Source organism: Roseicyclus marinus (genome assembly GCF_030163795.1).
GTDB classification, from domain to species: Bacteria; Pseudomonadota; Alphaproteobacteria; order Rhodobacterales; family Rhodobacteraceae; genus Roseicyclus; species Roseicyclus marinus.
Genome location: NZ_JASJOF010000002.1, coordinates 169,325 through 190,784, shown reverse-complemented (window position 1 = coordinate 190,784; position 21,460 = coordinate 169,325). Strand labels below are relative to the sequence as shown.

Sequence of the window (21,460 nt, the reverse complement as noted above, 5' to 3'; positions counted from 1 at the left end):
GCCAGCCGCGCAAGCGATTCCCCCGTCGGGAACGCCGTGGACCGAACGGGCGCCGAGTACAGGGAGAAAGACATGAACAAGACGCTTCGCGGGCTGACGCTTTCGGCCCTTCTGGGGGGCAGCGCGCTGGCCATGACGGCCGGGACCGCGCTGGCCGATTGCGGTTTCGCCGAAGGCCGCGTGTCCATCATCGGCAATGAATTCCCGGCGATCCGCGCCGTCGCCGACCGTGCCGCCGAATGCGCGGCAGGCGGCGTCGAGGTGAACGCCAACCTCACCTCGCAGCACCAGACGCTGAACGTGGCCGGCATGTCGACGACGCCGCCCGAATACACCAGCGCCATCATCGCGAACTCGTCCATCGTGGCGCTGATCAACGACGACGTGATCCGCCCGCTGAACGATCTGGTCGCGGCCTATGGCGACGGACTTCAGCCCCACCAGCTGATCACCATCAACGGCGACATCATGGCCGTCGCCTTCATGGCCAACGCGCAGCACCTCGTGTACCGCGAGGATGTGTTGAACGATCTGGGTATCGCCGTTCCGACCTCCTACGAGGAAGTTCTGGCCGCCGCCGAACAGATTCGCGCCGCAGGCGTGATGCAGTATCCGGTGGGCGGGGCCTATGCCTCGGGCTGGAACCTCGCGCAGGAATTCGTGAACATGTATCTTGGCCATGGCGGGCAGTTCTTCGCGCCCGGTTCGGCCGAAGTGACCATCAACAACGAGGCCGGCGTTGCCGCGCTCGAGATGATGGCGGCCCTGACCGAATACATGAACCCCGATTTCCTGACCCATGACAGCAACGCCACCTCGACCGAATGGATGGCGGGCAACGTGGCGCTGATGAACATGTGGGGGTCGCGCACGCAGGTCCTGATGGAGCCCGAAGGCTCCGCGCCCGAGGTCCACACCAACACCCGCGTCGGCGGCCCTCTGATGGTCGGTGACAGCGGCGTGCCCGCGACGACGCTGTGGTGGGATGGCTGGACGGTGGCCAAGAACGCCTCCGACGCCGATGCGGAGGCGACCTTCCGCGCGCTCGCCCATGCGATCCAGCCCGATCTCCTGAACGACGAGACGCAACAGATGGCCGTCTGGATGATCGAAGGCTACGAGCCGACGCCGGTGTCCTCTGGTGTTCTCGATACCATCTCGGCGCAGGCGCAGCCCTATCCGATGCTGCCCTACATGGGCCTGCTGCACACGGCGCTCGGCGATAACCTTGCGCCCTTCCTTCAGGGTCGTGCCAGCGCCACCGAAGTGCTGGAAGCCGTCGAGGCCGCCTATACTTCGGCTGCCCGCGAGCGCGGTTTCCTGAACTGATCTTGGGCTTTGCGTCGGCGGCGGGTTCCTGCCGCCGACGCGCCTTCCCGATACTTGATCGCCGCGGCCGTGACTGGCCCGCACTCCCGCCGCCGCCCCCATCGCGGGCGCAGGCCAAGGGGCTTCGCTTGCCCCGAAGACAGCCGGAGCCGACATGAAACATCGCAGCTTTTTCTGGTTCTTCCTGCCGACGGCGACCGCGATGCTTCTGTTCATCGCGTTCCCCATCGTCTCGGTCCTGATCCAGTCGGTCTACGCGCCGCATGAACAGGTGATCATCGAGGTGGAGAATTGCGGCCCCTTTGGCTGCACCGCCACCACGACCGTCGATCAGGAGGCGACCCGCGCGCTGCGCGAGGCGCAGCCGATGGGCCGGTTCGTCGGGCTCGACATCTATTTCAACCGCGCCCATCTGGCCGTGTCGGAAATCGGCGCGCTCTGGACTGCCGCACCCGATCTCGGCACGTTCTTCTCCCGGCTTCTGGGGTTGCCGTTCTACGGCGCGCTGTCCTTCACGCTGACCTATACCTTCCTCGTGACGCCCTTTTCGCTGATGCTGGGCTTTGTCATCGCGCTGTCGGTCAATGCGCTGCCCCGCATCCTGCGCGGGCCGACCATTTTCTTTTCGCTCCTGCCGATGATCGTAACGCCGCTCGTCGGGGGTCTGATCCTCTTTTGGATGATCGACAGCCGCGGTGTTCTGGGCGCCTTTTTCCAGTACCTCAGCGGCGATCCCGACCTGTCGGTCAAGGCCTCCACCCCGATGATGTGGGTGATGCTGATCGTCTACGGCATCTGGTCATCCGCCCCCTTCGCCTTCGTCGTCTATTACGCGGGGCTTCAGACGGTGCCGCAGGACACGCTGGAATCGGCCATGATTGACGGGGCGACGCGCTGGCAGCGCATCCGCTACGTGATGCTGCCCCATCTCCTGCCGCTGACGACCTTCATGGCGCTGATCAAGATCATGGACAATTTCCGGGTCTTCGAGCCGATCATCAGCTTTCAGGCCAGCGCCCATGCACAATCGCTGAGCTATTTCATCTATTCCGACCTTGGCGGGGAAACGCGGCTTTTGTCGTCCGCGGCGGCGACCTCGGTGCTGACGATCATCGGCATCGTGATCTTGCTGTCGCCGGTCCTCGTGCGCACCTGGCGCAGTTTCGGCAAGGCCTGAGAGGGGAACACGCACATGTCCACCACCGTCGCCGATCGTCGTCCCGCCAGCCTTCGTCTTGCGCTTGGGGCCTTCCTCGTCTTCTGGCTGATCCTCGCGGCCTTTCCGTTTCTCTGGACGCTCTGGGGCTCCTTCAAGGTCGAGGGTGATTTCTTTTCCCGCGCTGACTGGATGAATGCCGTCTCCGGCACCCTGACCGAGGCCGAGACCGGCGCGCCCTTCACCGGCGACGGCTATTACGGGGCTTGGGTGCAGGAAGAATTCTGGCGCGCGGGCCTCAATACCGTGATCGTCACCGTGTCGGTCGTAGTCATCTCGCTGACCTTCGGCACGCTCGGGGGCTACGCGCTGTCGCGCTCGCCCTATCGCTACGCTTTCTGGCTCCTGATCATCGCCCTGGTCTTCCGCGCCATGCCGCCGATCACGCTCGTGTCGGGCTACCTGTTGCCCTTCTTCGAATGGAACCTCTGGGGGCATCTACCGACCACGATCATCGTTTTGGTTGCGATCAACCAGCCCTTTACCCTGTGGATGCTGACCAGCTTCTTCCGCAACATCCCCAAGGATCTGGACGAAAGCGCCATGGTCGACGGCTGTTCGCGGTTCCAGGCGTTCCGGCATGTGATCATCCCGGTGATGTGGCCGGGCGTCATCACCACGGGGCTGTTTTCGTTCCTGCTTGCCTACAATGACTTCGCCGTCACCTCGATGCTCCTCAGCCGCGAGAACCTGACCATGGTGCCCAAGATCGAAAGCTTCCTTGGCACCACCCAGACGCGGGGCAACGTGATGTTCGCCGTCGCCTCGGTCGTGTCGGTCACCGCACCGCTTTTCATCCTCGTGATGTTCTTCCAGCGCCAAATCGTCAGCGGCCTGACCGCCGGCGCCGTGAAAGGATAACAGACATGGCCGATATCCAGTTGCAGAACCTGTCCAAACGCTGGGGCACCTTTGTCGGTGTGCAGACCATGAACCTGCATATCGCGGACGGGGAATTCCTCGTGCTGCTCGGGCCATCGGGCTGCGGCAAGACCACGACGATGCGCATGATCGCGGGGCTCGAGGACACGACCGAGGGCGACATCCTGATCGGCGGCGCGCGCGTCAACGATCTGGAACCGAAAGACCGCGACATCGCCATGGTGTTCCAGTCCTACGGGCTTTACCCGACCATGACGGTCTACGAGAACATCCGCTTCCCGCTCAAGGTGCGCGGCATCCCGCAAGCCGAACATCATGAACGTGTCATGCGGGCATCGGCCACGGTGGAACTCGACGATTTCTTGCAGCGCAAACCGGCGGCCCTGTCGGGCGGGCAGCGACAGCGTGTGGCGCTTGCGCGCGCCATCGTCAGAAAGCCCAAGGTCTTCTTGATGGATGAACCCCTGTCGAACCTCGACGCGAAACTCCGCGTCTCGACACGGGCGCAGATCAAGAACCTGCACCACGAACTCAAGACCACGACGATCTACGTCACCCACGACCAGATCGAGGCGATGACGCTCGCCGACCGGGTCGTGGTGATGAACAAGGGCGCGGTCCAGCAGGTGGGAACACCGCTCGACATCTACGACCGGCCCGCCAACACCTTCGTCGCGGGCTTCATCGGCAGCCCGGCGATGAACCTGATCGAGGGGCGGATGACCGGCGGCGTGTTCGAGGCGGATCGCGTCCGCATCCCCGGTTTCGGCGGCATCGCCGATGGCCCCGTCACCTTGGGCTTCCGGGCCGAGGATGCGCGCATCGCCGACACCGGTGAAATCGCTGCCCCCGTCTATTCGATGGAACTTCTGGGCGATGCCTCCATGGCCACCGTTCAGGCCGGCGGCGCGCTGGTCGCCATCAAGGCCGCCAAGGATTTCATGGCCCAGATCGGACAGCCCATTGCCGCCCATGTTCCGGCCGATATCTGCCACCTGTTCGACGCGGCCACAGGCCAGCGAATCGAACGCCCCTGATCGTTCTGCCAAGGAAGAGACAGACATGCCCATCACGCATCTGAAATCCGGCAAACCCGAAGCCGAACGCGCCGAGGATGACGCCGCCGTTCGGGCCACGGTCGAAGGGATCTTGGCCGATATCGCGGCGCGCGGCGATGCCGCCATATCGGAGCTGAGCCAGAAATACGACGGCGTCACCCGGCCCGCCTTCCGCCTGACCACGTCGGAGATCGAGGCAGCGGTGAACCGCGTGTCGACCCGCGACATGGAGGATATCCGCTTCGCGCAGGACCAGATCCGCCGCTTTGCGCAGGCGCAGCGCGCCTCCATGACCGATATCGAGGTCGAAACGCTGCCGGGCGTGATCCTCGGCCACAAGAACATCCCCGTGCAATCGGTCGGCTGCTACGTGCCGGGCGGCAAGTTTCCCATGGTCGCCTCGGCGCATATGTCGGTGCTGACGGCCTCGGTCGCCGGTGTGCCGCGCATCGTCGCCAGCGCCCCCCCGGTCAAGGGCGAACCCCATCCCGCCATCGTCGCCGCCATGCACATGGGCGGCGCGCATGAGATTTACATGCTGGGCGGTATCCAGGCCGTCGGCGCCATGGCGATCGGGACCGAGACGATCGAACCCGTCCACATGCTGGTGGGCCCCGGCAATGCCTATGTGGCCGAGGCCAAGCGGCAGCTTTATGGCCGCGTGGGCATCGACCTTTTCGCCGGTCCGACCGAAACCATGGTGATCGCCGACGATACCGTCGACGCAGAACTGTGCGCCACCGACCTTCTGGGGCAGGCCGAGCATGGCTACAATTCGCCCGCCTGCCTTATCACCAATTCCCGCAAATTGGCCGAGGCGACGCTGGCCGAAATCGACCGCCTGCTGACCATCCTGCCCACGCGCGACACCGCCGCCGTCAGCTGGCGCGATTATGGCGACGTGATCGTCTGCGACACGCATGACGAGATGCTCAAGGTCGCCAATGACATGGCCTATGAACATGTGCAGGTCATGACCGACCGCGATGACTGGTATCTCGAGAACATGCACAGCTACGGCGCGCTGTTCCTCGGGCCGCGCACCAATGTCGCCAATGGCGACAAGGTCATCGGCACCAACCACACCCTGCCAACGAAAAAGGCCGGTCGCTATACCGGCGGGCTCTGGGTGGGCAAGTTCCTCAAGACCCACAGCTACCAGCGCGTCACGACCGATGCGGCGGCGGCGATGGTGGGCGAATACGGCTCGCGGCTCTGCATGCTCGAAGGCTTCGTGGGCCATGCCGAGCAATGCAACATCCGCGTGCGCCGCTACGGTGGGCGCAACGTGCCCTACGGGGTCGCCGCCGAATGACCGACGCGGAAGAACACATGGCCCGCAGCCGGGCTTCCCTCGCCGCAGTCCGCGCGATGGAGGAGGCGCTTGGCCGCGGCGAGACCGACATGACGCCCCATTTCACACCGGATTTCCTGTGGCGCGGCAATCGCGGCTCGGGGACCAAGCGGGGCTTGGAGGAGTTTCGCCGCAACTGGCAACGCCCCTTGCGCGCGGCCTTTACCGAGCGTGTCTACAAGACCGAACAGATGATCGCGGATGGCGATTGGGCCGCCTGTTTCGGGCATATCGCGGCGACCCATTCCGGCCCCTTCATGGGGATCGCGCCGACGGGTCAGCGCGTGCGCATCCCCTACATGGATTTCTGGCGCATCGAGGAGGGGCGCATCGCCGACAACCCGGTTTTCGTCGATTTCGCCGAGGTTCTGTTCCAGCTTGGCCGCGATGTCTTTGGCGGCGAAGGCTGGGAAGCCTATGACGAGGGCCGCGCCACCCCGCCCGCGCCGGAGGGGACATGATCGATCTGCCCCAAACCCCCTCCTTCCGGCTCGATGGTCTCAGCGCGCTCGTCACGGGTGCTTCCTCCGGCATCGGGCTTGGCGCTGCAGCCGCGCTGGCAGGGGCCGGGGCGCATGTGACGCTTGTCGCCCGCCGTCAGGCCGAACTCGATGCCGTGGCCGATGCGATCCGCGCCACGGGCGGGCAGGCGCAGGCGCTCGTCCTCGACATCACCGATATCGCCGCCACGGCCAAGACCGTCGCGGATCATGGCCCCTTCGACATCCTCGTCAATTCGGCAGGGCTCGCCCGCCACGCCCCCGCGCTCGACACCACGCCCGAGGATTTCGACGCCGTCATGGGCCTGAACCTGCGGGCCGCGCATTTCCTGACCCGTGCCGTGGCGCGCAGCCTGATCGATGCGGGTAAACCCGGCAGCCTCATCAATATCTCCAGCCAGATGGGCCATGTCGGCGGCCCCGACCGCAGCGTCTATTGCGCCTCCAAGCACGCGATCGAGGGGATGACCAAGGCCATGGCGCTCGAATGGGCCCCGCAGGGCATCCGCGTCAACACGATCTGCCCCACCTTCATCCGGACGCCCCTTGGCGAACAAACGCTCAAGGACCCGGCGAAAAAGGCGTGGATCCTGTCCAAGATCAAGCTCGGCCGCGTCGGCGAGATCGCCGATATCATGGGGCCGGTCGTCTTTCTCGCCTCGCCCGCAGCGGCACTGATCACCGGCACCCATCTGATCGTCGACGGCGGGTGGACCGCCGAATGAGCGACGCGCCCGCCAAGGTCACCGCCCATGATGTCGCGCGCCTTGCAGGCGTCAGCCAATCGGCGGTCAGCCGCGTCTTCACCCCCGGTGCCTCCGCCAGCAAGGCGACCGTGGCCAAGGTGCGCGCGGCGGCCGAACAACTGGGCTATCGCCCCGATCCCTTGGCGCGCGCCATGATCACGGGCCGCACCCGCATCATCGGGCTCGTCGTCGCCTATCTCGAAAACCAGTTCTACCCCATGGCGCTCGAACGCCTCAGCCGCGCGCTTCAGGATCGCGGCTACCACATCCTCGTCTTCATGGCCGAGAACTCGACCGAGAAAGTGGCCGAGGTGGTGCAGGAACTGATCGATTACCGCGTCGACGGGATCATCACCGCCTCCGTCTCCATGTCCAACGACCTGACCGCGCGGCTTCTGGCGCTGGGCATCCCGGTCGTGAACTTCAACCGCGGGCAGGATGACGCGCGGCTGACCGACATCACGTCGGACAATGTCGCGGGTGGGCGGCGCGCGACCGAATTCCTGATCGCGGGCGGGCATGAACGCATCGCCCATGTCATGGGCTGGCAGGGGTCATCGACCGGCCGCGACCGCGCCGAAGGGTTCCGGCAGGCGATGGCCGCCGCAGGCCTCGCCCCCGTGGCGATGGTCGACGGCATGTTTGCGCGCGACACCGCTGCCGCCGCCGCCCGCGCCATGTGCGAAGGTCCCGACCGGCCCGACGCGATCTTTGTCGGCAACGATCACATGGCTTTCGCCGTGATGGATGAATTGCGCTTCGGCCTCGGTCTCGACGTGCCGGGCGAGATCTCGATCGTGGGCTATGACGACGTGCCGATGGCGGCTTGGCCCGCCTATGACCTCACCACGATCCGCCAACCCGTGAACCGCATGGTCGAGGCGACCACGACCGCCATCCTTGGCCTGATCGATGGCACGGCCAGCCCCCAGAAAACCCGCATCGACGGCCCGCTGATGGTGCGCCGCTCGGCCCGCATACCCCAAGGATACAAGCCATGAAGGGCTTCTCGAACCGCTGGAGCGATTTCCCCCATTACATCCTCGGGATCACCCGCGACATCTGGGAAGGCCGCGACATCGCGGGCCTCGACCATTGGTACGCACCCGACATCCCGGTGCGCACGCCGATGGGGGTCGCCACCGGCAATGCGGGCGTCATCGCCTCGACCATGGCGACGCTGCATGAATTTCCCGACCGCGAATTGCTGGGCGAAGATGTGATCTGGTCCGAAACCGATGGGCATTACCTCTCCTCCCACCGGATCCTCTCCACCGGCACCCATACGGGCGACGGCTATTTCGGGGCCGCGACGGGGCGGCGGTTCGCCGTGCGCGTCATCGCCGATTGCGCGGCGCGCGGCGATATCATCGACGACGAATGGCTGGTGCGCGACAATGGCGGGTTGATCCGTCAACTGGGCGGCGATCCCCGGGATTTCGCCCGCGCCCTCATCATGCGGGCGGGCGGACCGGACAAGGCTCGCCGCCCCTTCACCCCCGATGCCGATTGCCCCGGCCCCTACACCGGGCGCGGCAACGACAATCCATGGGGCACGCGCTATGCCGAAACGCTGACCCGCATCATGGCGGGCGATCTGGCCCATGTGCTTGACAGCCACGACCGCGCCGCACAGGCGGACCACGCGGGCGGCAGGCATCTGGTCGGCGCGCGTGCCATCGCCGACAGCTGGATGGCCCTGCGCGCCTCCTTCCCCTCGGCGCGCTTCACCATCCACCACGTGATCGGGATGGAGGGCGGGATGATGCCGCCGCGCGCCGCGATCCGCTGGTCGCTTGACGGCATCCATGACGGTTGGGGCGCCTTCGGCCCGCCCACGGGCGCGCGCGTCCATGTCATGGGCATGGCCCATGCCGAATTCGGCCCCTTCGGACCGGACGGCCCGCGCGAGACCGGGGGGCTGCGCCGTGAATGCGCGCTCTGGGACGAAATCGCGATCTGGAAACAAATCCTACTACACACAGGTGACACGGAATGACCCCGCAAGAGATGGAAGCCCGCATCGTCCGCTACGGCGATCTGAGACCCTGCAAGACCGCCTTCATCGACGCCCATACCCCCGGCTCGAACCAGAAGGAGAATTTCACCATCATCGGCGGCGGCGTCAGCGAAAGCCCCGATCAACATGTCCATATCCGCGACACACCCGGCTTCAACATCGGTGCGGCAGGCCAGCCGCCCAAATGCCGCAACAGCCTGCACAGCCACCGCACCGCCGAGGTGTTCTTCGTCCTCAAGGGACGCTGGCGTTTCTTCTGGGGCCGCTGGGGCAACGCAGGCGAAGTCGTTCTGGAAGAGGGCGACATCTTCAACATTCCCACCGGCATTTTCCGTGGCTTCGAGAATATCGGCACGGATTACGGGATGATCATGGCCATTTTGGGTGGCGATGACGCGGGCGGCGGCGTGATCTGGGCCCCGCAGGTGATCGAGGATGCGCGCGATCATGGCCTTGTCCTCGGCAAGAACGGCAAGCTCTACGATACCAAGCAGGGCCAGAACCTGCCCGACGGGGTGGTCCCCATGCCGCTCCTGACCGATGCGGAACTGGCCGCTTTCCCCGAACCCACCACCGCCGATGTCGTGCCCGAATTCGTCGCCCGCTACTGGGACCTCATGGCGCTGTCCGACCGGCAGCCTGCCCGCGTGATCGCCGCCGACGGCATCTTGCGCGACCGGCCCGGGTTCGAGGTCGAATTCCTCTCGCGCGGCTCGATCCCCGATACGCCCTACACCACCGACCGGCACGAGGTGCTGATGCCCATGCGCGGCCATTGGCGGCTGTCCTGGGACGGTGGCGCGGCCGTTCTCAACCCCGGCGACACCATGGCCGTGCCCCCCGGCATCGCGCGCAGCCTCACCCCTTCGATGACGGGCGAGGCCTCGCTCTACCGGGTGCGCAACACCGATGATCCCGCCGGCCTGACACGGAGATTGTGATGACGCTTCTTTCCACCCATGTCGGCAGCCTGCCGCGCAGCCAGAAGGTCGTGGATTTCCTCTTCACCCGCGAACGCGGCGAGGATTATGACGCGGATGCCTTCGACGCCTGCATGGCCGAGGCCGTGATGGAAAATGTCCGCCGCCAGAAAGAGGCAGGCATCGACATCGTGTCGGACGGCGAATGCTCCAAGATCAGCTACGCCACCTACGTCAAGGACCGCTACACCGGCTTTTCCGGCGAAAGCAAACGCAACGCACCCGCCGATCTCAAGATGTTCCCGACCTTTCTGGAACGTCTGGCGAAATCGGGCGGCACACCGACCTACGCGCGCCCGCAATGCACCGGCCCCGTGACCTCGAAAGGGCAGGGGGAGCTGCAAAAGGATATCGCCAACCTCAAGGCTGCAATGGCCGCCCACGGGGTTGAACGCGGCTTCATGAACGCGGCCTCGCCGGGCGTCATTTCGCTGTTCTTGCAAAACGCGCATTACCCCGACCGCGCCGCCTATCTCGCCGCGCTGGCCGATGCGATGCGCGACGAATACAAGACGATCCTCGACGCGGGCCTCGAGTTGCAACTCGATTGTCCCGACCTCGCGCTGTCGCGGCACATGCTTTTCACGGATCTCAGCGATGCCGAATTCGTGGCCGTGGCGGAAACCCATGTCGAGGCGCTGGAACGCGCGCTTGACGGTCTGCCGACCGACCGGGTGCGGCTCCACATCTGCTGGGGCAATTACGAAGGGCCGCATTGCTGCGACATCGACATGGCCACGATGTTCCCGCTCCTGATGCGGGTGCCCGCGCGCTACGTCCTGTTCGAAACCGCCAATCCGCGTCACGGCCACGAATGGGCCGTCTTCCGCGACCGGGCGGGGGATATCCCGTCCGACAAGGTGCTGGTCCCCGGTGCCGTCGACACGACCACCAATTTCATCGAACACCCCGATCTGGTCGCTCAGCGGCTGGAACGCTTCACCCAGATCGTGGGCAAGGACCGCGTGATCGCGGGCAGCGATTGCGGTTTCGGTACCTTCGCGGGCTTCGGTGCGGTCGATCCCGAGATCGCATGGGCCAAGCTCGCCACCCTGTCCGAGGGGGCAAGGCGGGCGGGATGACACCCCTTGTCCTGATCCCCGGCATGATGTGCGACGCGCGCATGTGGGGGGACCTGCCCGATGCGCTGGCCCCCCGGCCGGTGCATCACGCCTTGCCGGTGACGGGTGACACCATCCCCGAGATGGCGGCGGCGATCTTGTCGGCCGCCCCGCCGCGTTTCGCGCTGGCGGGCCTGTCGATGGGTGGGATCGTGGCAATGGAGATGCTCGAACAGGAACCCGAGCGGGTCGAACGTCTGGCCCTTCTCGACACCAATCCGCTCGCTGAGCGTGCGGAGGTCGCGGCCCGCCGCGCGCCCCAGATCGCGCGCGCCCTGTCCGGCGATCTGACGGGCGTGATGCGCGATGAACTCAAGCCCAATTACCTCGCCGATGCGGGCGATACCGCCACGCTCGACCTCTGCCTCGCCATGGCCAAGGCGCTCGGCCCCGATGTGTTCCGCCGCCAGTCGCTCGCCTTGCAGGGCAGGGCGGATCGCACCGCGACGCTCGCCCGCTTCACTGGCCCCGCGCTCGTTTTGATGGGGGCGGAGGATCGGCTCTGCCCCCGCGACCGGCATGACCTGATGCACGCCCTCATGCCGCAATCGCGGCTGGTGATCGTGCCCGGCGCGGGCCATCTGCCGCCGCTCGAAACCCCCGGCCCGACACTGGCCACATTCAAGGACTGGCTTGACCCATGACCCCGTTGACCCCCGAACTTCTCGATCTCCTGTCGCGCGTCGACACGCCCACCGTCTGCAACGCCATCGAGGTGGCCCAAGGCAAGCGCGGCTTTGCCGCCTTCACCCGCGGCACCATGCTCTGTTCCGAACCGGGCCGCGCCATCGTGGGCTTTGCCGTCACCGCCCAGATCGCCGCGCTCGCCCCGCCAACCGAGCCGCCCGAGGTGATCCGTGCCCGTCGCATGGCCTATTACAAGGCGATGCACGACGGCCCCAAACCGTCGGTCGCCGTGGTCGAAGATCTCGATTACCCCCATTGCATCGGCGCCTATTGGGGCGAGGTGAACACCACGATCCACAAGGGCTTTGGCATGTCGGGCGCACTGACCAATGGCGTCATGCGCGACCTCGGCGATCTGCCCGACGGCTTTCCGGTGGTGGCGGGCTCTGTCGGCCCCAGCCACGGCTTCGTCCATGTCCGCAGCATCGGGGAGCCTGTCACCATCTTCGGCCTGACCATCGCCCAGGGGGATCTGATCCACGCCGATCGCCACGGCGCGCTCGTCATCCCGCCCGAGGTCGTGCCGCAGCTGGCCGGCGCGATCCGCAAGCTTCTGGACACCGAACGCCTGATCCTCGATCCCGCGCGCCAACCCGGCTTCGACTTTGCAGCCTTCGAGGCGGCGTGGAGCGCCTTCGAAAAAGCCCGTACCTGACCCCTGCCACGGGCACAGGCGTCGCGCTGCAATGGGCGGGCTCGGGCATTCGGCCCGCGCCGATGGCCACTTGGCATCCCGCGCGCCTCCGTCTTGGCCGGTCCGTCATCCCCATTGCCTAATCCCGCGCCGCGCTGCACACTCCCTCCACCCAAGGCGGAGGGAGGACAGCCGTGGGCGGACGGATCCTGTTGATCGAGGACGAGGGCAATATCCTCGAGGCCATCACCTTCATCCTGTCCCGCGCGGGATGGGAGGTGCAGGGCCATGGCAATGGCGCGACCGCGCTTGACGCGGTGCGACGCGTCGCGCCCGACATGGTCGTGCTCGACGTCATGCTGCCGGGTCGCTCCGGCCTCGACATCCTGCGCGACCTGCGCGCCGATGCGGCCACAGCCGATCTGCCGATCCTGATGCTGACCGCGCGCGGTCAGGCCAAGGATCGCGAAACCGCGCTGGAACTGGGCGCGACGGGCTACCTCACCAAACCGTTTTCCAACGCCGATCTCGTGGCGACCATCGACCGGCTGGCCGCGGACCCCGCAGGTCACGCGCGCGGCGCGGGCTAGGGCCGCAATCGTGGCGCGGCGGCTTTTCCTCGAACGCCGGACCTACCGGCAGGCACGGCTGCAAGATGCCGCGCGGCTCTTGCCGGTGTTGGGCCTCGTCCTGTTCTTCAGCCCCAGCTTCATCCGCGGCGAGGCCCCGGCCTCCGACGAGCTCTTGTCGGGCTGGCTCATCTATTATTTCAGCGTCTGGTTTGGCCTTATCGTCGTGGCAGGGTTCCTGTCCCGGGCGCTGATGCGGACGGAACGTGTCGATGCGGCCGCCGCCTCCCCCGATCCCGACCGCGAGGGGGGCACCTGATGCTCAGCTTCGACGGTCTGGTCGCCGTCTGCGTCCTTTATGTGCTGATGCTCTTCGGGATCGCCTTCCTGGCCGAGAAACGCGCGGCCGAAGGCAAGGCGCGCTGGCTCAACTCGCCCATCACCTACACGCTGTCGCTGTCGATCTACACCACCGCCTGGACCTTTTACGGCGCGGTCGGATCGGCGGTGCGCACGGGGCTCGAATTTCTCACCATCTACCTCGGGCCGACGCTCATCTTCATCGGCTGGTTCTGGCTCCTCAGGAAAATGGTCCGGATCGGGCGCGCGCAGCGCATCACCTCCATCGCCGACATGATCTCCAGCCGCTACGGCAAATCGGGTGCCTTGGCAGCGCTCGTCACGCTTCTCTCGGTGCTGGGGGCGACGCCCTATATCGCGCTGCAACTGCAATCGGTCACGCTCTCCTTCTCGGTCTTTGCCAGCCCCGGCGCCTTCGGCACGCCTGATGCCGAACAGACCGCGATCTGGGTCGCGGCGGGGCTGGCGCTTTTCACCATCATCTTCGGCACACGCTCGCTCGACGTGAACGAACGGCATCCGGGCCTGGTCTCGGCCATCGCGCTCGAGGCCATCGTGAAACTCACCGCGATCCTGACCGTCGGGATTTTCGTCGTCTGGGGTGTCGCGGACGGGCCCGCCGACATGCTCGCCCGGATCGAGGCGAGCCCGGTCTCGCAGGCCAGCTGGAACGGGGCGCGCTGGCTCGGCCTGACGGTTCTGGCCGCGACCGCGATCCTGTGCCTGCCGCGCATGTTTCAGGTTCTGGTGGTCGAGAATTCGGACGAACGCCACCTTGCGACAGCGGCATGGGCCTTTCCGCTCTATCTCCTTCTCATCAGCCTCTTCGTCGTGCCCATCGCGGTCGTGGGGCTCGAGATCTTCGGGACCTCGGGCAACCCCGACCTTTTCGTGCTGACCGTGCCGCTCAGCATGGGCCAGCAGGGTCTGGCCCTGCTCGTGTTCCTTGGCGGTTTCTCGGCCGCCACCTCGATGGTGATCGTGGCGGCCCTCGCGCTCTCGACCATGTTGTCCAACCACATCATCATGCCCCTGTGGTTGCGCCTGACGCGCCATGACGACCCGATGTCGGGCGATATGCGGCGCGTGGCCCTGATGGCGCGGCGTCTGTCCATCGGGGGTGTCCTGTTCCTTGGCTATGGGTACTACCGGCTGTCGGGCGGGGCCGATGCGCTGGCCGATATCGGGCTGATCGCCTTTCTGGGCGTGGCGCAGATCCTGCCCGCCCTTCTGGGGGGGATCTTGTGGCGCGGCGCGACGCGGATCGGGGCTGCCTTGGGCATCGGCTCGGGCTTTGCGATCTGGGCTTGGCTTTTGCTCATCCCCAATGTCGCCGAAACCGGTGGCCTGATCACGCCCGTGCTCGAGGCCGGGCCTTTCGGCATCGGCTGGCTCAGTCCCGCGACACCGCTGGGATTGCAGGCGACCGACCCGCTCCTGACCGCGATGATCCTGTCGCTCGGCGTCAACACGCTCCTGTTCATCCTCGGCTCGCTCCTGTCCTTCCCGAGCCCCCTGGAACGCCTGCAGGGCGCGCAATTCGTCAATGTCTACGACCATTCCCGCCCGCTTTACGGCTGGCAAGGCGCCGTGGGCATGGCCGACGACCTCTTGATCATGGCGCAGCGCATCCTTGGGGCAGGGCGGGCAGGCCGGCTGTTTCAGGCGGCGGCCGAAACGCAGGGACGCCCGGGAACCCTGCCAGATCTGACACCCGATTTCCTGCAACGGCTGGAACGCGAGATGGCCGGTTCCGTCGGGGCCGCGACCGCCCATGCCATGGTCGCCCAGATCATCGGCGGGGCCAGCGTCTCGGTCCGCGATCTCTTGGCGGTTGCCGATGAAACCGCCCAGATCATGGAATATTCCAGCCAGCTCGAGGCGAAATCGACCGAACTCGCCCAGACCGCCGCGCGCCTGCGCGAAGCCAATGCCAAACTGACCGAGCTTTCCCGGCAAAAGGATGCTTTCCTCGGCCAGATCAGCCACGAATTGCGCACCCCGATGACCTCCATCCGGGCGTTTTCGGAAATCCTGATGCAGGCCGATCCGGTCGACGATGCCGCCCGCGCGCGGTTCTCGCGGATCATCCACGACGAAAGCCTGCGGCTGACGCGGCTTTTGGACGACCTGCTCGACCTGGCCGTTCTCGAACATGGCCGCGTCACGCTGCATGAGGGCGAAACCAGCCTTGGCGACGTGCTCGACCGCGCGATCCGATCGGCGGGGGCGCAGGTCGGCACCGAACAGCTCGCGATCCGCCGCGATCCCGCCGCCGAGGCCGTCACGCTCTGGACCGATGCCGACCGGCTGGCGCAGGTCTTCATCAACCTGATCTCGAATGCGCAGAAATATTGCGACGCCGACCGGCCCGAACTGACCATTTCCGTCCAGCAGCGTCCCGGCCGGGTCGAGGTGGAATTCGCCGACAACGGCAGTGGCATCCCGACCCGGCAACGCGCCCTGATCTTCGAGAAATTCGCCCGCGCCGATACCGCCAAGGGCGCACCGGGCGCGGGCCTCGGGCTTGCCATCAGCCGCGAGATCATGGCGCGGCTGGGCGGCGGTCTCAGCTACATCCCCAGTGACAGCGGGGTGCGCTTCCGGGTGCGCCTGCCCGCCCGGGCCTTGCGCGCCGCCTGACGGGGGCGTTCACGCCCTGTTAAGCCTCGGCATGGCAGGGTCGGGCCCTGTTTCCCGGTCGCAAGAGCTTTGGCAGGCATGACATTCCCGGTCGATCCCACCGTGCTGCGCCGCAAGATCGCGGCCCACAGGCGGCCGCCCGCGGCCCGGCCCGATCCCGCGCCCTTGGCCGCGCGCGGGCTCGGCCGCGCCCTGCGCCATGCCGCAACCCCGTTCGACGGGCTTGGCCTTGTGCCCGGTGATGCAGCCCTTGGCGCACCGTGCGATCTGGACGCTTGCCTCTCCGCCTTGCCCGAACGCGGGCTTTTGGCCGTGATCGAGGATGCGGCGGGCCTGCGCGGCCTGATCGCCCTTGGCCATGGCCTGATCGACGCGTTGGTCGAGGTGCAGACCACTGGCCGCATCGAATCGGTGGAAATGTCGCCGCGCCCCGTCACCCGCATAGACGAGGCCTTGGCGCGGGATTTCGTCGATCTTGCGCTGGCAGCCCTCGGCCGCGAACTGGCAGGGATCCCCGGCCGCGACTGGCCTGCCCGGTTTTCCTATGCCAGCCGGATCAGGGATCGCGGTCAGGTCGCGCTCCTGCTCCCCGAAGGCGACTATCGCCTTCTCTCGGCCACGGTCGGTTTCGACGGGGTGACGCGGCGCGCGCCCCTTGTCCTTGTCCTCCCGCTTGATCCGACCGCCATGGGGGCCTCCCGGCCCGATGGGGCGCAGATCTCCCCCGATCCGTCCTGGCTCGCCGCGCGCACCCGGATGGTCGAGGCGCTGGAACTCCCGCTCGAGGCGGTTCTGCTGCGCCTGCGCCGTCCCTTGGCCGAGGTGCAGGGCCTCGCCGTCGGGGATCTGATGCGCTTCGACGCCGCCGATCTGCACTCGGTCACGCTCGAGGCGCCGGGGGGCCGTGCGCTGGCGACGGGGCGGTTGGGGCAAAAGGGCGGTCGCCGCGCGATCTGTCTTGCGGCCCGCGACGCGGCCGGGGCCGGTGCAACGCCCCGGCCCGAACCCGCTCCGCCACCGGGCTTGGCGGTGCAATCCGCGCCAACACCCCCGATGCCGCCACTGCCGACACTGCCGCCAGATCCCGCGCCGCCCTGACCACGGGCCCACGACGGATTGCCAAGTTGCGGGCGCGCCGCCACTCTGCCTCCGGGGATAGACAAAGGGGGCCGTCATATGCGCCACACCACCTTCCGCCGCGACCTGATCGCGGGGCGAACACTGGTCGGCACTTTCATGAAGACACCGGCCCTCGACGTGCTCGAGATCCTGATCCATGCCGGTCTCGATTTTGTCTGCCTCGACGGGGAACACGCGCCCTTCGACCGCGCCGCGATGAATGCCTGCGGCGCGCTGGCCTGGGCCACCGGCCTGCCGCTTCTGGTGCGCGTTCCTTCGGACGCGCCCGACCAGATCGGCGCGGCGCTCGACCTGGGGGCGACGGGCGTCGTCGTGCCCCATGTGACGGATGCCGCCATGGCCGCGCGCATCGCCCGCGCCGCGCGGTTCGGCCCGCAGGGGCGCGGCTTTGCCGGCTCCACGCGCTGGGCGGGTTTCGGCGGGACGGACATGGCCACGCTTCTGGCCCGCTCGGCCGAGGAAACCGTGGTCATCGCCCAGATCGAAGACCCCGAAGCGGTGGCCGCGGCCGATGCCATCGCGGCGGTGGACGGCATCGACGCCCTGTTCCTCGGTCCCGCCGATCTCTCGGTCGCCTTGGGCAAGACCGATCAATCCAGCGCCGAACTCCGCGCGGCCTTCGACCATGTGGGGCAGGCGGCGCGCGGCGCGGGCAAGGGCTACGCGACCTTCGTCACCGATGCCCAAGCCGGGCGCGCCCTTGCGGTCCATGGCGTGAACGCGTGGTTCGTCGCCTCCGAACAGGCTTGGATCGTGGCGGGCGCGCGTGCCGCCAAGGCGGGCCTCACCCCCGAATGAACCGGGCCAGCACCCGCTTTCCGCCACAATTGCCGAAAATCCGACGCAAACAGGGCGGGAAATCACCGCTGGAATATCGCGCCCCTGTCGCGGTCCGACCCTCTTTTCGCCGCCTCGACGGGCGATCTTGATCCTGTCGGCCCTCACCGGACGGCACCGATTTCGAACAAAACGCCCGCAGGCCCGACAAGAACGGCAAGGAGGCACGGCCATGATGAAAAAACTTCTCAAATCCGCCCTGATCGTTGCGGCCATGACAGGCCTGTCGGCCTGCGCGATGCCCTTCGACGTGTCGCGCGACGCGTCGATCACAAACATTTCGCCCGTGATCGCCACCCCGACCCAGGATTGGTCGATCGTTGAGGTGCGCATCGACGTGCCGCGCAGCCTCACCGTCTCCGAAGCCAATTCCATCCGCCCCTTCGCCGATATCGTCTGGCGCGAGGATCCGATGGGCGACCGCTACGAGCAGGTCGAGGCGCTGATGACCGAGGCGCTGGCGCCGGTCCTGCGCCCGCGCGACGCCGCCTCGACGCCCGTGATCGTCTCGCTCGAGGTCATGCAATTCCACGCCCTGACCGAGCGGGCGCGCTACACGACGGGCGGCGCGCATGAGATCGTCTTCATGCTGACCGTGGCCGATGCACGGACCGGCCGCGTCCTGTCCGGACCGCGCCCCGTCGATCTGACCTTCCGCGCGGCGGGTGGGCAGGCCGCGCTTGCCGAAGAGGCGCAGGGCATCACCCAGCGTGTCCGCGTCACCGAACGCCTGCAAGCTTGGGCGCGGGCCGAGTTTCCGATGCCCGCCGCCGATCTGATCGCGGTGGCTCAGGCGCAGAACTGATCTTCCTTTGATCCGCGCGCAAGGATAGAGGGGGGGCATGACCATGCCCCCCCATTCCCATCCGGTGCTGCGCCTGAAACCCAAGGCAGATGCCCGCAAGATCCGCCACGGCGCCCCCTGGGCCTGGGCGGATGATCTCGTCCTCGACCGCCGGTCGCGCGCCATCCCCGCCGGGGCCTTGGCCGTGCTGGAAGATGCCGAGCGTCAACCGCTCGGACTTGGCGTCGCCACGATCGAGGCCAAGATCGGCCTGCGCCTTTTGGACCGCGATCCCGCCGCAGTCATTGACGCCGCCTGGCTTTCCGCCCGCATCGCGGCGGCGCTGGCGTTGCGCGACCGCGCCTTCGCCGCGCCCTTCTATCGGCTCATCCATGCCGAGGGCGATGGCCTGCCCGGCCTGATCGTGGACCGGTTCGGCGACACGCTGGTGATGCAGCCCAATGCGATCTGGCTCGAAGACCGCGAAGAGATGCTGGTCAGTGGCCTCTTGGCGGCGACGGGCTGCAGCACGCTCATCAAGAACGGCACCGGCCGCGCGCGTCTGGCCGAAGGTCTGCCCGAGGTGACGGCGGTTCTGGCGGGCAAGGCGCCCGAGGGGCCGATCACCGTGCCGATGAATGGCGCGACCTACATGGCCGATGTCATGGGCGGGCAGAAGACGGGCCTTTTCTACGACCAGCGCGACAACCACGCCTTTGCCGCGCGACTGGCCCGCGGCGCGCGCGTTCTCGACGTGTTTTCCCATGTCGGTGGCTTCGCGCTTGCCTGCCTTGCGGCGGGGGCGGAAAGCGCCGTGGCGGTCGACGGGTCGGAACCCGCCTTGGCGCTGGCGCAAGATGGCGCGGCGGCCATGGGTGTCGTGGAAAAATTCACCACGCGGCGCGGCGATGCTTTCACCGAGATGGAGGCGCTGGCCGCCGAAGGCGCGCGGTTCGACCTCGTGATCTGCGACCCGCCCGCCTTTGCCCCCGGCAAGACGGCGCTCGAGGCGGGCCTGCGCGCCTATGAACGCGTGGCGCGGCTTGCGACGGCGCTGGTGGCACCGGGCGGTATCTTGATCCTGTGTTCCTGTTCTCATGCCGCCGACCTGTCGAAATTCCGCGCCGCCTGTTTGCGCGGCATCGGGCGGGCGAGCGGCGATCCGCGCCTGATCCACACCGGCTTTGCCGGGCCCGATCACCCGCAGCATCCGGCGCTCACGGAAACGGGCTATCTCAAGGCGCTGGTCTTCCGCCTGATGCCATGAGGGCGGTGATCGACGCCTGCGTCCTCTATCCCACGGTCCTGCGCGAGATCGTGTTGGGCGTGGCGCGTGCGGGCCTGATTGAGCCGCTCTGGTCCGACCGCCTGCTGGAGGAATGGGCGCGCACGGCCGCCCGTCATGGCGGCGCGGTCGACGAGGCCATCGCGCGGGGCGATATCGCGGCGCTTGCGCTCTCCTTTCCGCAAGCCAAGATCCCCGCCGATCTAGGGGTCGAGGCGCGGCTTTGGCTCCCCGACGAGGGCGATGTTCATGTGCTGGCCACCGCCGTCTCCGGACAGGCGGAGGCGATCATCACGCTGAACCTGCGCGATTTTCCCGCGCGTGAAGTGTCGGGGCAGGGGGTGCGGGCGCTTCATCCCGATGCAGCCTTGTACGATCTCTGGCTCTCCCATCCCGAACAGGTGGCCGGGGTTGTCGCAGGGGTTCATGCAACGGCGCAGCACCTGTCTGGCGAACAGCTGGACAAGCGCGCCCTGCTCAAACGGGTGCGCCTGCCACGGCTCGCCAAGGCTTTGGCATAAAGGCAAACCGCGCGGGCGGCCGGGGGGCCACCCGCAGTTTTGCCGCAGCAAAACGCCCTCACTCCTGCGGCAATTCCTTGGACCAGCGCGCCTCCAGCGCTTCGATGGCGTGGACGCGGTCGGCGGTCTTGGGATGGCTCATCAACCACGCGGGCATCCCGCGCCCGCCCATCCCCGTCAGGCTTTCCAGCTTCAGGAACAGCGATTTCTGCGCGTCCGTCCCGATCCCCGCCTTGGTCAGAAGGGCCGCGGCATAGGCATCTGCCTCGTATTCGTCCTGCCGGCTCAGCCGCGCGGCCAAAAGCCCCGCAAGCATGTTGGCGATCCACACGCCAACGCCCGGCACCAGACGCCCCAGAACGGTGGCCAGCGCCACGCGCACAGCGTTCTGGCCCGAAAAGTCGATCATCCGGCGCCGCGAATGCCCCAGCGCCACATGGCCCAATTCATGCGCCACGACACTGGCCAATTCCTCGCCCGTAACCTCGCCCGACCGATACTTGTCGTAAAAGCCCCGCGTCAGGAAAATCCGCCCATCGGGCGCGGCCAGCCCGTTCACCGGCTCCACCTCGTAGATGTTCACGCGGATGCGCTCGACCCCCAACGCCTCGGCCATCCGCGCCATGATCGTGCGCAGGCGCGGATCGGCCAGTTCGGTCGACCGCGCGTCCAGCTCGCGCTTGGTGCGCCAAGCCGAGAATTGATACATCACCAGCGCGTAGCCGATGGCCAGAAGGATCGGGGTCAACTTCAACATGAACCGGATATGGGGCGCGCCCCGGGCATCGGCAACG

At 67.0% G+C, this 21,460-nt stretch carries 22 protein-coding genes; 21 read left to right on the top strand and 1 reads right to left on the bottom strand.

Annotated elements, in window-relative coordinates; translation table 11 throughout:
* Window positions 1-72: 72 nt before the first annotated feature.
* The 21 genes from QQK63_RS03780 (at window position 73) to QQK63_RS03680 (ending at window position 20,666) form a co-directional block, all read left to right on the top strand.
* Window positions 73-1,329, top strand: coding sequence for an ABC transporter substrate-binding protein (locus QQK63_RS03780; protein ID WP_277827397.1), 1,257 nt, complete (start codon window positions 73-75; stop codon window positions 1,327-1,329).
* Between the two features lie 154 nt (window positions 1,330-1,483).
* Complete coding sequence (locus QQK63_RS03775; RefSeq protein ID WP_277827399.1) at window positions 1,484-2,506, top strand: carbohydrate ABC transporter permease; 1,023 nt, start codon at window positions 1,484-1,486, stop codon at window positions 2,504-2,506.
* A 15-nt stretch (window positions 2,507-2,521) separates the two neighbouring features.
* Window positions 2,522-3,406 carry a carbohydrate ABC transporter permease gene (locus tag QQK63_RS03770; RefSeq protein ID WP_277827402.1) on the top strand — a complete coding sequence of 295 codons (885 nt, stop codon included), beginning with the start codon at window positions 2,522-2,524 and terminating at the stop codon, window positions 3,404-3,406.
* Window positions 3,407-3,411: 5 nt separating this feature from the next.
* Window positions 3,412-4,464, top strand: a complete 1,053-nt coding sequence (locus tag QQK63_RS03765) for an ABC transporter ATP-binding protein (RefSeq protein WP_277827404.1) — start codon at window positions 3,412-3,414, stop codon at window positions 4,462-4,464.
* Between the two features lie 25 nt (window positions 4,465-4,489).
* Window positions 4,490-5,800, top strand: coding sequence for a histidinol dehydrogenase (hisD, locus tag QQK63_RS03760; protein WP_277827406.1), 1,311 nt, complete (start codon window positions 4,490-4,492; stop codon window positions 5,798-5,800).
* Window positions 5,797-6,300 carry an ester cyclase gene (locus tag QQK63_RS03755; protein WP_277827407.1) on the top strand — a complete coding sequence of 168 codons (504 nt, stop codon included), beginning with the start codon at window positions 5,797-5,799 and terminating at the stop codon, window positions 6,298-6,300. The genes hisD and QQK63_RS03755 overlap by 4 nt, the downstream gene beginning before the upstream one ends.
* Entirely contained in the window at window positions 6,300-7,064 is a 765-nt protein-coding gene (locus QQK63_RS03750; protein ID WP_377134768.1) for an SDR family NAD(P)-dependent oxidoreductase, read from the top strand. Before QQK63_RS03755 ends, QQK63_RS03750 begins: the two co-directional genes overlap by 1 nt.
* Window positions 7,061-8,086, top strand: a complete 1,026-nt coding sequence (locus QQK63_RS03745; RefSeq protein ID WP_277827411.1) for a LacI family DNA-binding transcriptional regulator — start codon at window positions 7,061-7,063, stop codon at window positions 8,084-8,086. The genes QQK63_RS03750 and QQK63_RS03745 overlap by 4 nt, the downstream gene beginning before the upstream one ends.
* On the top strand, window positions 8,083-9,084 hold the full coding sequence (locus QQK63_RS03740; protein WP_277827413.1) for a nuclear transport factor 2 family protein: 1,002 nt from the start codon (window positions 8,083-8,085) through the stop codon (window positions 9,082-9,084). The genes QQK63_RS03745 and QQK63_RS03740 overlap by 4 nt, the downstream gene beginning before the upstream one ends.
* Entirely contained in the window at window positions 9,081-10,046 is a 966-nt protein-coding gene (locus QQK63_RS03735; RefSeq protein ID WP_277827415.1) for a cupin domain-containing protein, read from the top strand. The genes QQK63_RS03740 and QQK63_RS03735 overlap by 4 nt, the downstream gene beginning before the upstream one ends.
* Complete coding sequence (locus tag QQK63_RS03730; protein WP_277827417.1) at window positions 10,046-11,167, top strand: cobalamin-independent methionine synthase II family protein; 1,122 nt, start codon at window positions 10,046-10,048, stop codon at window positions 11,165-11,167. The genes QQK63_RS03735 and QQK63_RS03730 overlap by 1 nt, the downstream gene beginning before the upstream one ends.
* Window positions 11,164-11,850: an alpha/beta fold hydrolase gene (locus tag QQK63_RS03725; protein WP_277827419.1), complete on the top strand. Its 687-nt coding sequence runs from the start codon at window positions 11,164-11,166 to the stop codon at window positions 11,848-11,850. Before QQK63_RS03730 ends, QQK63_RS03725 begins: the two co-directional genes overlap by 4 nt.
* A 5-nt stretch (window positions 11,851-11,855) precedes the next feature.
* Window positions 11,856-12,548: an RraA family protein gene (locus QQK63_RS03720; protein ID WP_277827830.1), complete on the top strand. Its 693-nt coding sequence runs from the start codon at window positions 11,856-11,858 to the stop codon at window positions 12,546-12,548.
* Between the two features lie 173 nt (window positions 12,549-12,721).
* The gene (locus QQK63_RS03715) at window positions 12,722-13,117 is read left to right on the top strand and encodes a response regulator transcription factor (protein WP_277827421.1); all 396 of its coding nucleotides are present in this window, start codon (window positions 12,722-12,724) and stop codon (window positions 13,115-13,117) included.
* Between the two features lie 10 nt (window positions 13,118-13,127).
* Window positions 13,128-13,415 carry a hypothetical protein gene (locus QQK63_RS03710; protein ID WP_277827423.1) on the top strand — a complete coding sequence of 96 codons (288 nt, stop codon included), beginning with the start codon at window positions 13,128-13,130 and terminating at the stop codon, window positions 13,413-13,415.
* Window positions 13,415-16,099 (top strand): ATP-binding protein, encoded by a 2,685-nt coding sequence (locus QQK63_RS03705; RefSeq protein ID WP_277827425.1) that lies wholly within the window; start codon window positions 13,415-13,417, stop codon window positions 16,097-16,099. The genes QQK63_RS03710 and QQK63_RS03705 overlap by 1 nt, the downstream gene beginning before the upstream one ends.
* Window positions 16,100-16,177: 78 nt before the next feature.
* On the top strand, window positions 16,178-17,197 hold the full coding sequence (locus QQK63_RS03700; protein WP_277827427.1) for a FliM/FliN family flagellar motor switch protein: 1,020 nt from the start codon (window positions 16,178-16,180) through the stop codon (window positions 17,195-17,197).
* A gap of 78 nt (window positions 17,198-17,275) precedes the next feature.
* Entirely contained in the window at window positions 17,276-18,037 is a 762-nt protein-coding gene (locus QQK63_RS03695; RefSeq protein WP_277827429.1) for an HpcH/HpaI aldolase family protein, read from the top strand.
* A 211-nt stretch (window positions 18,038-18,248) separates the two neighbouring features.
* Window positions 18,249-18,881: a DUF6778 family protein gene (locus tag QQK63_RS03690; RefSeq protein ID WP_277827431.1), complete on the top strand. Its 633-nt coding sequence runs from the start codon at window positions 18,249-18,251 to the stop codon at window positions 18,879-18,881.
* 37 nt (window positions 18,882-18,918) lie between these two features.
* The gene (locus QQK63_RS03685; RefSeq protein ID WP_277827433.1) at window positions 18,919-20,127 is read left to right on the top strand and encodes an RSP_2647 family RNA methyltransferase; all 1,209 of its coding nucleotides are present in this window, start codon (window positions 18,919-18,921) and stop codon (window positions 20,125-20,127) included.
* On the top strand, window positions 20,124-20,666 hold the full coding sequence (locus QQK63_RS03680; protein WP_277827435.1) for an RSP_2648 family PIN domain-containing protein: 543 nt from the start codon (window positions 20,124-20,126) through the stop codon (window positions 20,664-20,666). Before QQK63_RS03685 ends, QQK63_RS03680 begins: the two co-directional genes overlap by 4 nt.
* Window positions 20,667-20,724: 58 nt before the next feature.
* Here QQK63_RS03680 and QQK63_RS03675 read toward each other — a convergent pair whose 3' ends face one another.
* Window positions 20,725-21,423 carry a M48 family metalloprotease gene (locus tag QQK63_RS03675; RefSeq protein WP_277827437.1) on the bottom strand — a complete coding sequence of 233 codons (699 nt, stop codon included), beginning with the start codon at window positions 21,421-21,423 and terminating at the stop codon, window positions 20,725-20,727.
* Window positions 21,424-21,460: the final 37 nt, after the last annotated feature.